We start from the raw sequence: 11245 nt of genomic DNA, 5'->3' as shown, positions 1-11245 counted from the left end.
CCCTCCGCCAGGCCGACCTCGAGGCCGTACCCGACCGCCTCCCGCGCCTTCGACGAGTCGCAGATCCAGGTGTGCCGAGCCGCCTCCGCCTTGTCGTGCGTCAGCGGCGGCAGCGCCCCAAACCGCGCCCCCACCCGCTCCGCGATCGCCCCGACGGCCAGGATCAGCGGCGCCGGCACCTTCACCTCGAGCGCCCGCCGGCCGAGGGCGGCCTCGAGGGCGGCGCGGACCTCCGACCACGCGTAGCCGGGCGAGCCCACGAAGTACGTCTCCCCTTTCGCATCTGGAGACGCCGCCAGGTCGGCCATGCCGCGAACAAGGTCCTCGACGTAGACCATCGACAGCCGAGGCGCCGTCGCGTCACCGACGACCGGGAACAGGCCCCGCGACGCGCCCTTGACCATCTCAAACAAATCGGCCTCGCGCGGCCCGTAGACGGCCGGCGGGCGGACGACGGTCACCCCGAGGTCGGAGAAGTCGCGGCGGATCACGTCCTCCATCCGGGCCTTGCTCACGCCGTACATCGAGATCGGGCGCAGCGGGTCGGTCTCGGTCGCCGGAACCGGCTGCCCGTCCTCGAGGACGTTCGGCCCGAGCGCCTCCAGACTGCTCGTCACCACGACACGCGGGGCACCGGCGTCGCGCGCGGCCTCGAGGACGTTGCGCGTGCCCTGGACGTTGGCCCAGTCGAGCGTCTCCTGGTCGCGTGCCCGCGTTAGTCCGGCTACGTGGACGACGAGGTCTGCGCCCTCGAGGCCGCGACGGAGTGCGTCGGCGTCATGCAAACCTCCGGGAATGGTCTCGACCTCGAGGCCGGACAGCCACTTCGGCTTCGACCGGACGAGCGCCCGAACGGACGTGCCCCGAGACAGCAGTTCCTCGACCAGGTGGCTGCCGACGAAGCCGGTGCCGCCGGTCACGAAGGCGGTAGAAAACGAACCGGGCATGACGCGAGAGAGCGAAAGCTCCCCAACGCCATGCCCGGCCGTCTGGCTCCCCGCAATCACGGACGCCACAGGACGGGGCGGCACCGGACGACCGTTGCCGCACGGCTCCGCCCAGGTCCCTATGCCTCCGCGGACGCGTCCTCGATAGCGTCCGCCGCCTGCAAGTCAGCCTGGACGTCGAGCTCGAGTTCGACCTCCTCGCTGACCACGACGCCGCCGGCCTCGAGGGCGGCGTTCCACGTCAGGCCCCAGTCGGTGCGGTTGATCTCGCCCTCGGCCGTGAACGCGACCTTGTCGACCCCCTGCGGGCTCGTCGCCGTGCCGACGTACTCGACGTCGAGCTCGACCGGGCGCGTGACGCCGTGCATGGTCAGGTCGCCGACCAGGACGTAGTCGCCGTCCGCGCCGGCGCGGAGCTCTGTGCTTTGGAACGTGATCTCGGGGTACTGCGCCACGTCGAAGAAGTCGGGGCTGCGCAGGTGGTCGTCGCGGTCGTCGTTGTCGGTCGAGATCGTGGACGCGTCGATGGTCGCGGTCGCCTGGAGCGAGCCGATCCCGTCGCCGACGGTCACGGTGCCGGCGACGTCCTGGAACGTGCCCGAGACGGTCGAGATGCCCAGGTGGCGGACCTTGAACTCCATCCGCGAGTGCGACGCGTCGATGGTGTAGGTGCCCGAGGCGATGTCGGGGGCGTCGACGAGCGTGCCGGCGGTCTGGACGTCGCCGTCGGTAGCGACGGCGGTGGTGTCGGCCTCGGAGCCGCAGGCGGCCAGGCCGATGGCGAGCGCGCCGATCAAGAGTGTGCGTGTCATGACGAGTGGGTGTGGGTGGATGTGCGCCGAGCGGCGCTGGGGTCAGACGGGGCGGCGCCCCGGCCTCTTACTTACATGTTACAACAAACGATTGTTCGATCGGGAGCCTCCCCATCTGCCAACGTAGGGAATCAGAGACGATCACCCGTGACGTATCAGCGTCCCCTCTCCCGCTCCCCATGTACCTGGTCTCGTTGTTCGCGTTCATCTCCGCCGCCTTACTGGGGACCACGATGGCGGTCCTGCACTTCCGAGGGATCAAAAGCGGCATGGCCCTCGGCATCGCCCACGGGCTGCTCGGCCTGTCCGGGATCGCGCTCCTGACGGTGGGCCTCATCAACGTCGACGCCAGCATCGGGTGGTGGATCCTGGTCTCGTTCGTCATCGTCGCGGCCGGCGGCTTCTACCTCTTTTCTCGCCAAATCAAGGACGAGCCGTGGCCCGCCGCGGTCATCATCGCGCACGGCGGCCTCGCCCTAGTGACGATCGTGGGCCTGGGCCTGTGGATCGCCGGCGGCATCACGACGATGGACGACGGCAGCGGCGACACTCCCGCCGACTCAATCGAGAACGAGCCGATCCCCGTCGAGGAGTTGGTGCAGTAGCCCTCGCCCTCGAGGTCGGACATGCGGGCTCGCTTGCCCACGTGAGGACCGGCCTCGAGGACGACACGGGTCCGCCCTGCGCTGCGGCGTAGCTCCGCGCAGCCGGCCTCGAGGGCGGCTACGCGAGCCGCAGGCCGACGACGCTCTCGACGTGGTGCGTGTGCGGGAACATGTCGACCGGCTGGACGGCCTCGATGGTGTACGCCGCCGCTTCTTGGAGCATCGCCAGGTCACGGGCCTGAGTGTGCGGGTTGCAGCTCACGTACACGATCCGCTCGGGGCGCAGGTGCGCGATCTGGCCGACCACCTTGGGGTGCATCCCCGCGCGCGGCGGGTCCACGATCAACACGTCGGGGCGGCCGTGCTCCTCGATGAGCTCGGGACGGAACAGCTCCAGCATGTCGCCCGCGACGAACTCGCAGTTGGTCACGCCGTTGGCCCGGGCGCTGGCCCGAGCGTTCTGGACGGCCTCCTCGACCAGCTCGACGCCCACGACGCGCTCGACGGCGTCGGACACGAACAGCGAGATCGTGCCGGCGCCGCAGTACAGGTCGTACACGACGTCGGCCGGCTTGAGGTTGGCGAACTCCTTGGCGACGGCGTAGAGCCGCTCGGCCTGGACCGTGTTGGTCTGAAAAAACGCGTTGGAGGCGATCTCGAACGTGTGCTCGCCCATCTTGTCCCGGATCACGCCCGGCCCGAAGACGGTGTGGACCGCCTCGCCGAACGCGGTCTGCGCCACGCCCGAGTTGATCGTATTGACGAACGTCGTCACCTCGGGGAACTCCGCTTTCAAGAACCCCGCTAGCGCCTTGATGCGCTCGGGCAAGTGGTGGGTCGTGACCAGGTTGACCATCTTGTCGTCCGTGTGCGCAGACGTGCGGACGGCCATGATGCGCAGGTAGCCGCGGTGCTCGCGGGTGTGCCACGGCGTCCACTGCTGACCCTTGACGAAGTCGCGGACGCGGTTGACGAGCCGCGCGCTCCACTCGCTCTGGAGGTAGCAGGCCTTGAGGTCGAGCACCTTGTCGAACCGGCCCGGGACGTGGAGCCCGAGCGCGAAGTCGTTGTCGAACTCCTCGCCGCTCGCGATCTCCCAGTCGGTCAGCCAGCGCTGGGCCGAGAACGAGAACTCCATCTTGTTGCGGTAGAAGTACGTCCCGCCCGAGCCGTCGCGGTCGTCGGCGCCCAACGGCGGCCGGACGTCGGCGCCCTCGAGGTCGAGGCCGGCGCGCGTCAGGGCCGAGAGCGTCTGCTCTGCTTTCATCGCGAGCTGGTCCGGGTACCCGACGTGCTGCCACTTGCAGCCGCCGCACGCGTCGAAGTACTCGCACCGGGGCTGGACGCGCAGGTCGCTGGGCTCCAAGACCTCCAAGAGCCGGGCCTCCGCGAACCCCTTTTTCCGCTTCTGGACGCGTGCCCGAACGCGGTCGCCCGGCACCGCGCCGGCGACGAACACGACGTAGCCGCGTCCCTCTTTGTCGGGGCTCGGCACACGGGCCAGGCTCTTGCCTCGGTCGGCGAAGTCGGTCAGCGTGAGCTCGATGTCACGGCCGCGCTTGAGGTCGGAGGGGACGAGGGGTCGGGGTGTCTCGGTCATTCCCGAAGGTACCGGGCCTCGGCCTCGAGAACCGCCAGGTCGGCGCAGCCAACGGGGAAGCCGGGACGAGGAACGAGCCGACCTCGAGGACGGGATGCGGTGCGGAGTCCGACACGGTCGCCCATCGCCCTCGAGGCCGACCTCGCGGTAGCCGACGATGTCTCTCCTCTTCACATGGGAGGGGACGGAGAGCCGTCGCACGTCCGGCCTCGAGGTCGCGACGACTCTCCGTCCATCGAGGACGGTGGACGAGCACCGGGGACGGGCTTAGGACCCGTGTCTTCGAGGACGGCTCCGAGCGTGGCGCGCCGTTTGCCCCTACACGTATGGCTCCCCTGTTCCCCCTGGACGGGCCTGGCCGGTTACCAAACCGCCGGGCACCGGTCGAAAGCCCCTCTTCCCGTGACCTCGGAGTCGTCTTCCCTTCCCCTCTGGATCTACCGAGCGCTCCTCTTCATCGGAGGAGCCGCGTTCGTCGTCGTCGGGGTCGCGCACCAGATCGGAGGCTCCGATCTCGTCGACCCCCGAGCGGCCCGTCTGTCGCTCGGGCTCGCGGCGCTCGCCCTCGGCGTCCTCACGTTCACCAGTCGCCGAGTCCGAAACCACGCCATCGGTCTGGTCTACGGATTGTTCATTCTTGCGTCGGTGTGGCAAATCGGCGTGGCGGCCGTGAACGGGCTGACCCCGACATCGGCCTTTGCCATCTTGTTGGTGTTCATGGGCTGCTCCGCTGGAATCCAGGCCCCTCGGACGCTGGCGATCTACGCCGTCCTGTTCGTGGGCGCGGCCTCGGCCGCTGCCTTCTGGGTCGAAACCCCTGGCGTTCCCAGACCTGCCTTTATCGCGACGTTGGTCGCGTTCGGGACCATCGGCGTCGCGGCGGCGCACGCGCGGAACGGGAGCCTCGAGCGGCTCCGGCACGCGAAAGAAGAAGCCATCGCCGCCGCCCGCGCCAAGTCCGAGTTCCTGGCTGCGATGAGCCACGAGATCCGAACGCCCATGAACGGCGTCATCGGCATGACCGACGTCCTGGCCATGACGCCGCTCACCGACGAGCAGCGCGAGGCCCTGTCCACCATTCAGGCGTCGGGCCAGGCGCTCTTGAGCGTCATCAACGACGTCCTCGACTTCTCCAAGATCGAGGCCGGTCACCTCGACCTGATCCCTGAGCCTGTCGATCTCCGCCTGCTCGCCGATGACGCAGCGGCGGTGGTCGCCTCCACGGCCATGTCGCAGGGCCTCGAGGTCGTCTGCCGCGTCGGGGCCGACGTCCCCGCGGAGGTTCTGACCGACGGCGCGCGGCTCCGACAGGTGGTCCTCAACCTGATGGCCAACGCCGTCAAGTTCACGCCGGCCGGCACGGTCACCCTCGACGTCCGGGCGCGCCGCAAGCGGTCCAAGGCGACCCTCGAGATCCGGGTTACGGACACCGGAATCGGGATCGCGCCGGACCACATCGAGATCCTGTTCGACTCCTTCACCCAGGTCGACACGTCCAGCACGCGCCGCTACGGGGGGACCGGCTTGGGACTCGCGATCTCGAAGCGGATCGTCGAGGCCATGGGTGGCCGGATCGAGGTCGAGAGCGTCGTGGACAAGGGCTCCGAGTTCACCGTCGTCCTCGAGGTCGACGAGCTCGCCCCGCCGCCCGTCCCCGAATCTCCCGCTGGAACGCTCCTCCTAGTCCAGCACCACGACGGTGCCCGCGAAGCCGTGGTGGCGCTCGCGTTGGGCCTCGGCCTTGAGGTCCACGCCGTCGCCGACGCCGACGCGGCGCGCCAGTGGATCGACGAGGGCGGCCGGTACGACCTGGCCGCCCTCGACGTGAGCCGCGACGGCGTCCTCGACGTGGCGAGCGACCTCCGCCGAAGTGTCGGGCTCGGAGCCCGGCCCATGGTGGCGCTCTCGCCGGTCGGCAGCCGGAGCCATTCGCCAGGCCTGTTCGACGCCGTCGTCACCAAACCTGTCCGTTCGGACCGCTTTGCAGAGGTGGTCGCACGCCTGACCAAGTCGGCCGTGCCAGACGCGGACACGCCCACCGCCCCCCGTACGGCCGGGCCTCTGCGCGTCCTGCTGGTCGAGGACCACGCTGTCAACCGCGTGGTCGGCGTCGGGCTCCTACGTCGCCTGGGCATCGAGCCGGACATCGCCGAAGACGGACTCCAGGCCGTTCTCGCCCTCGAGGCCGCCGACTACGACCTGGTCCTGATGGACCTCCAGATGCCCACCATGGACGGACAGGAGGCCACGCGTCAGATCCGGGCGTCCCTCCCCCCCGAACGCCAGCCCCGGATCGTCGCGCTCACGGCGAACGCCCTCGCCGAGACCGCCGAGGTCGTCCGACGGGAGATGGACGGGTACCTCACCAAGCCCGTCCGCCTCGACGATCTCCGCGCCGAGCTCGAGCGGACCGCCGGTACGCCCGTGGACCTGCCCTCGAGGCCGCGTGCCGCGCCCGTCCTCGAAGGTGCACGCGGCGAGTTGGACGTCCCCTCGGTCCAGTCCGTCGCGCTCCACCTCCGGGCGCTGTGCGACAACGACGACGCGCTGGCCGTCGAGATCCTCGACGCCTACCTCGGAACGGACGAGGCGCTCACCGAGCTCCTCTCGGATCCTGGTCAGCGCTCTGCCACCGCACACAAGCTCAAGGCCGCCGCCGGCACGCTCGGAGCGGACGCGCTCGCGCACGCGGCCTATCAGGTCGAGCGGGGCGAGCGCGACGGCCTCGACACCACCTCGAAAGCTGAGGCGTTGGCCCGCGGTCTCCGTCAACTCAGGACCGCCGCCCTCGATGCGCGAGCGCGCCTGTCAGGGACTCCAGCTGCGCGCTAGAAGCGGAGAGAGAGCTGTCCCAGACTGAGACGGCGTCCCGATCACTCTGCGACGTCGTCACGCCCACGTGGACAACATCTCCAACCGGAGCGTCATTTCGTACCGAGATCGAGAATCCGCCAAAGGAGCAGCCTGACGGGGCCGATATCTAGGTCGCCCTGATGCCGACTCTCTTGACTTCGCACCGACCGCTCGCACATCATCGAGGCTTCGACCTCGCGCTCCGTCCCCACGTCGAGGGGTACCGGTTCGAGATCCGAGACGCGACCTTGACGCTCCACGCGTCGGCCCCGTCGTATCGAACGCCTGTGTCTGCTGTTCGGGCCGCGCGCCTCTTCATCGACGACGCCCTGCGCACGTTCGGCTCCGACGCTCGGCGGGCGATCGCCGCGTAGCCGTCCTCGAGGGCGGCACGCGCGCTCCTAACAGATGGCGCGTCGATAGGCAGCGACCTCGAGGTCGGCCCGGCCGTATCGCGAAGCCGGGGACGGGATCCGCCGGCCGTAGTCCTAGTCGTCCTCGAAGTAGAAGTCCTCGTTGTGCGTCGGGTAGTCCGGCCACACCTCCTCGATGCTCTCGTACGGAGCCCCGTCGTCCTCCATGTCCTCGAGGTTCTGGATCACCCCGGCCGGTGCGCCCGTCCGATCAGCGTAATCGATGAGCTCGTCTTTGGTCGCCGGCCACGGTGCGTCCTCGAGCGTCGCGGCAAGGTCGAGCGTCCAGTACATGCGTTCAGAGAAGGAGGGAGAATCGAGTCGTCGGGCGGGCCACGATAGGCCCGCGAGGCGGGGAATGCAACGGTTGTACGCCGTGATGTTCCCGCGGAGGGTGCCGAACCGGTCAGGCGGCACCGAGAACCGACCGATTTAGTCGAACGACAACGTCTGGGAGCGGGCGGCTTCGACCAACTCGCGGTACTGAGCCGGCGTGACGTCCGGGACGAACGTCGCGACCGGGTCGAGCGGCGTCTGCGCCTCGTCGAGCTTTCGGACCTCGTAGTGCAGGTGCGGCGCCGTCGAGAGCCCCGTGTTGCCGCTGTACGCGATCGTCTGACCGCGGCGAACGAGGGTGCCCTCGCTGACGCCGTCGGCGACCCGGGACAGGTGGGCGTAGCGGGTCATCTTGCCGGCGAGCGGGTGCTCGACCTCGATGACGTTGCCGTAGCCTCCACGCGTGCCGACAAAGCTGATGCGCCCGTCGCCGGCCGCGTAGAGCGGCGTCCCGACCGGGGTCGGAAAGTCGACGCCGGCGTGCATCCGAGAGACGCGCAGGATGGGGTGGTACCGCATCCCGAAGCCCGACGTCAAGCGCGCGTTGCGGAGCGGCAAGATGGCCGGCTGCTGCCGCAGGACGGCGTCACGGTCCGTCGCGAGAGACCGGATCTCCTGGTAGCTGCGGCTCTGGAGCTCGAGTTGGCGTTCCAAGCGGTCGAACGTCTCCGAGGTCTCCGAGAGCAGCGTCGAGGTCGGCGTCGAGAAGCGGGCGAACCGTCCGTCCTCGGCACCACCGACGCCCATCTGGAACTCGTCCTCGGAGATGGGCTCGGCGTTCAAGACCGTCCGGTAGATCTCGCGGTCCGTCTCGGCCAGCTCCGACAGCTCGTCCGAGAACGACGTCAGCCGGGAGTTGGCTTGTGAAAGCTGCCCGCGCAGCGCGTCGATCTCTTCGGCCTGGGCCACCTCGGCCGGCGACGACACGACGTTCGACAGCACGCCGACGCCGACGGCGCTCATCACCAAGGAGAGGCACAACACAGCCCCCGCTTTCAGCCAGAGCCCTTTCCGACTTGGAGCGACCTCGACGAAGGTGCACGCGTCGTGGTCGTAGAAGTAGAAGCGGTTGTCGGCCATGCGTGGGGGTGTGGTGGCAGTGTCGCTTCGGGCGGCCTGGGTCGGCAGGGCGGTCATGTTTTCCGACAGACCGCAACAACCGGGCCGGCGGTAGCCGCCCGCTGCCTTCGCTCGGCCAGGGGCGGCCGGTGATGGTAGCGAACGCAGGCAGCCCGAACATAGATGAAGCTCGGGGCGATCCGCAACACGCGCACCGGGGGTTCCCCCTATCTCCATTCCAATCACCGCTTCCGTCTCCCTGGGGCACCTCTCAGGGCGCCGAAAGCGGTGTCTCGAGGTCGATCTCAGGCGTCATCCCGAGGCGACAACTCTCGCCCTCGAGGACGGTCCTACTCGAAGTCGCGCTCGAACCAGTCGACGCCTCGGCCGACGGCACGGCCTTCCTTCGACTCGATCCGCTTCCTCAGCCGTTCCGTGAACGCCTCGGCCGGGTCGTAGCCGTAGTGGCGGAGCAGGTGGTTCATCGCGATCACCTCGCAGATCACCGTCACGTTTTTTCCCGGCGTGATCGGGAGCTTGACGATCGGCAGGTCCACGCCCAGGATCGGCTCGGTCTCCGTCACCATCCCGATCCGCGTGTACTCCTCGTTCTCGTCCCACGGGTGGATCTTGACGACGACCTCGATGCGCTTCTGGTACCGGATCGCGCGCACGCCGAACATCGCCTTGACGTCGATGATGCCCAGGCCGCGGATCTCCATGAAGTGCTCGGCCAGGTCGGTCCCGGCGCCCATCAGGATGCCCGTTCCGGTCCGGGTCGCCATCACGACGTCGTCCGCGACCAGTCGGTGGCCGCGCTCGACCAGATCGAGCGCCATCTCGGACTTGCCGATCCCGGCTGCGCCGGTGAGCAGGAGCCCGATCCCGTACACGTCGACGAGCGAGCCGTGAACGGTGAGTTGCTCGGCGAAGTGGTCCGTCAGGACATCGCGGAGCATCCCCATGAAGGGGACCGTCGGGCGAGGCGTGCGGTAGAGCGGGACGCCGGCGTTGTCGGCGAGGGCGGCGAGGCCGTCGGGGAGCCGGTTGCCGGCGGTCAGAATGATGCACGGCGGGTCGAAGGAGAGCAGCGTGCTGAACGCGTCGGCGGCGCCGTCGCCGAGCCAGGCGAGGTAGCGGCACTCGGTGTTGCCCAGGATCTGAACGCGCGCTGACTCGAAGTGCTCGGTGTAGCCGGCCAGCACCAACCCCGGCCGCAGGACGTGGCGCGTGGTCACCTTACGCTCGCTCGGCCCGATGCCGCCGACCTCGAGGTCGATGCCGACACGCTCGCGGAGTCGGGTGACCATGGCCTCGACGCGGATCGACTCGCGGCGGAAGGGCTGGGGCTTTCTCATGGGCAGAGGGGTCGAGGAATGGAGGGATGGGAAAGAGATGAGGGGGAGCGCCCATCCCTCCGTCCCCTGTCCCTCCGCCCCTCACGGAACGGGTACGGCCTCGAGGACGCGGCGGACGATGGCCTCGGAGGTGACCTCTTCGGCCTCGGCCTCGTAGGTGACCGCGACGCGGTGGCGGAGCACGTCGAGGGCGAGCGCGCGGACGTCGTCGGGGGTGACGTAGGCGCGGCCTTGCAAGAACGCGTGGGCGCGGGCGGCGAGAGCGAGTGCGATGGACGCGCGGGGGCTCGCGCCGTTCGAGACCAAGCCCTCCAAGCCGGACACGCCTCGTGCCTTCGGGTCCCGAGTTGCCAGGACCAGGTCCACGACGTACTCCTCGACGCGGGCGTCGACGTAGACTTGCCCCACGACGTGGCGCGCGGACAGGATCTGAGCCGGCGTCACGACGGGTCGGGTCTCGGGGAGGTCGGTCGCGTGCGACATCCGGCGCATGATCTCGAGCTCCTCGTCCCGCGTCGGGTAGCCGACGACGGTCTTGAGCATGAACCGGTCGACCTGGGCCTCGGGCAGCGGGTAGGTCCCCTCCTGCTCGATCGGGTTCTGGGTGGCCAGGACTAGGAACGGCCGGGGCAGCGGGTAGGTCGTCTCCCCGATCGTGACCTGCCGTTCCTGCATCGCTTCCAAGAGGGCGCTCTGGACCTTGGCCGGTGCCCGGTTGACCTCGTCGGCCAGGACGACGTTGGCGAAGATGGGCCCCTTCTTGACCAGGAAGTTCCCCTCGGCCTGGTTGTAGACGAGCGTACCCAACAGGTCGGCGGGGAGCAGGTCCGGCGTGAACTGGATGCGCTGGAACCGGGCCTCGACAGCGGCGGCGAGCGTCGAGACGGTCAACGTCTTGGCAAGCCCTGGGACGCCCTCGAGGAGCACGTGACCGCCGGTCAACAACCCGATCAGCAACCGCTCCACCATCCGCGGCTGGCCCACGACGACGCGGCCGACGGTCTCGAGGAGCGGAGCCACGAAGCGGGACTGCTCGGCGACCTGCTCGGTCAAGGCCCCCAGGTCGGGCTCGGGCGTGGCGGCGGGTACAGGATCGAGGTCGGTCATCGTTGAGATTCGGGACGGGCGGAGGATACGTGGGGTTCGCATTGGCTGCGCCGGCCTTCGGCTCTCGAGGACGGGTTCGGTGTCCCAACGTTGCGTAGAGACGCCCCGTGGGGCGTCTTCGTCCTCGAGGAGGCTGAGTCGTCCGACCTCGAGGG

The 11245-nt window shown here is 69.1% G+C and carries 11 protein-coding genes; 3 read left to right on the top strand and 8 right to left on the bottom strand.

Annotated elements, in window-relative coordinates:
• A partial coding sequence (locus tag WBA11_RS19670) for an NAD-dependent epimerase/dehydratase family protein (RefSeq protein WP_424522329.1) occupies window positions 1–947 on the bottom strand: 947 nt, incomplete at its 3' end.
• Window positions 948–1066: 119 nt separating this feature from the next.
• On the bottom strand, window positions 1067–1759 hold the full coding sequence (locus tag WBA11_RS19665; RefSeq protein WP_424522328.1) for a YceI family protein: 693 nt from the start codon (window positions 1757–1759) through the stop codon (window positions 1067–1069).
• A gap of 179 nt (window positions 1760–1938) precedes the next feature.
• On the opposite strand from WBA11_RS19665, the gene WBA11_RS19660 reads away from it, so the two are divergent.
• Complete coding sequence (locus WBA11_RS19660) at window positions 1939–2364, top strand: hypothetical protein (protein WP_424522327.1); 426 nt, start codon at window positions 1939–1941, stop codon at window positions 2362–2364.
• Between the two features lie 118 nt (window positions 2365–2482).
• Here WBA11_RS19660 and rlmD read toward each other — a convergent pair whose 3' ends face one another.
• Window positions 2483–3964, bottom strand: a complete 1482-nt coding sequence (gene rlmD, locus WBA11_RS19655) for a 23S rRNA (uracil(1939)-C(5))-methyltransferase RlmD (RefSeq protein WP_424522326.1) — start codon at window positions 3962–3964, stop codon at window positions 2483–2485.
• A complete protein-coding gene (locus WBA11_RS19650; protein ID WP_424522325.1) occupies window positions 3961–4089 on the bottom strand; it encodes a hypothetical protein in 129 nt (42 codons plus the stop codon). Before WBA11_RS19650 ends, rlmD begins: the two co-directional genes overlap by 4 nt.
• Before the next feature lie 277 nt (window positions 4090–4366).
• On the opposite strand from WBA11_RS19650, the gene WBA11_RS19645 reads away from it, so the two are divergent.
• Both WBA11_RS19645 and WBA11_RS19640 read left to right on the top strand, forming a co-directional pair.
• On the top strand, window positions 4367–6796 hold the full coding sequence (locus tag WBA11_RS19645; RefSeq protein ID WP_424522324.1) for an ATP-binding protein: 2430 nt from the start codon (window positions 4367–4369) through the stop codon (window positions 6794–6796).
• A 161-nt stretch (window positions 6797–6957) separates the two neighbouring features.
• Entirely contained in the window at window positions 6958–7191 is a 234-nt protein-coding gene (locus WBA11_RS19640) for a hypothetical protein (RefSeq protein WP_424522323.1), read from the top strand.
• Window positions 7192–7305: 114 nt separating this feature from the next.
• On the opposite strand, the gene WBA11_RS19635 is transcribed toward WBA11_RS19640, so the two are convergent.
• The 4 genes from WBA11_RS19635 to WBA11_RS19620 form a co-directional block, all read right to left on the bottom strand.
• Entirely contained in the window at window positions 7306–7524 is a 219-nt protein-coding gene (locus WBA11_RS19635; protein ID WP_424522322.1) for a DUF2795 domain-containing protein, read from the bottom strand.
• A gap of 138 nt (window positions 7525–7662) precedes the next feature.
• On the bottom strand, window positions 7663–8703 hold the full coding sequence (locus WBA11_RS19630; protein WP_424522321.1) for a M23 family metallopeptidase: 1041 nt from the start codon (window positions 8701–8703) through the stop codon (window positions 7663–7665).
• A gap of 272 nt (window positions 8704–8975) precedes the next feature.
• Entirely contained in the window at window positions 8976–9983 is a 1008-nt protein-coding gene (gene hprK / locus WBA11_RS19625; protein WP_424522320.1) for an HPr(Ser) kinase/phosphatase, read from the bottom strand.
• A gap of 81 nt (window positions 9984–10064) precedes the next feature.
• Entirely contained in the window at window positions 10065–11090 is a 1026-nt protein-coding gene (locus WBA11_RS19620; protein WP_424522319.1) for an AAA family ATPase, read from the bottom strand.
• Between the last annotated feature and the right edge of the window lie 155 nt (window positions 11091–11245).

Origin of the sequence: Rubrivirga sp., assembly GCF_049648075.1 — a bacterium.
In the GTDB taxonomy this organism is placed as follows: domain Bacteria; phylum Bacteroidota; class Rhodothermia; order Rhodothermales; family Rubricoccaceae; genus Rubrivirga.
This window is presented reverse-complemented; position numbering and strand designations above follow the sequence as displayed.